The organism is Pelomonas parva (genome assembly GCF_043555835.1).
GTDB classification, from domain to species: Bacteria; Pseudomonadota; Gammaproteobacteria; order Burkholderiales; family Burkholderiaceae_C; genus Pelomonas; species Pelomonas parva.
Genome location: NZ_JBIGHV010000035.1, coordinates 1 through 486 on the forward strand (window position 1 = coordinate 1; position 486 = coordinate 486).

The window sequence follows — 486 nt, forward strand, 5'->3', positions numbered from 1 at the left end:
TGCTGACGACGGCCGCCATCCGCGGCATCACCTCCGAGAACATCGACTCGTTCACGACCGACCAGATCCAGGCGCTGACGACGGCTCAGATCCAGTCGATCACCACGCAGCAGCTCAAGGGCCTGTCCACCGAACAGATGGCCGCGCTGGAGACGCAGGACCTGCGTGCCCTGAGCACCGCCCAGATCCGCGCGTTGTCCACAGAGCAGCTCAACGCGCTGACTACCGAACAGGTCGGCACGCTGACCACGGCCCAGATCGCCAGCCTGACCACGGCCCAGATCGCCAATATGGAAACGGCCGACCTGCAGGCCCTGGGCACCGACCAGTTCAAGGTGCTGTCGTCCGCCCAGGTCGGCGCGATGACCTCCGAGCAGTTGGCCGCCATCGAGACCGCCGACCTGGCCGTGCTGACCACGGCCGCCATCCGCGGCATCACCTCCGAGAACATCGACGCCTTCACGACTGAACAGGTCCAGGCGCTGT

1 pseudogene is annotated in these 486 nt (G+C 66.3%); it reads left to right on the forward strand.

Annotated elements, in window-relative coordinates:
• Positions 1-486 (forward strand): annotated as a pseudogene (locus ACG00Y_RS28805) (heme utilization protein); the annotation flags it as partial.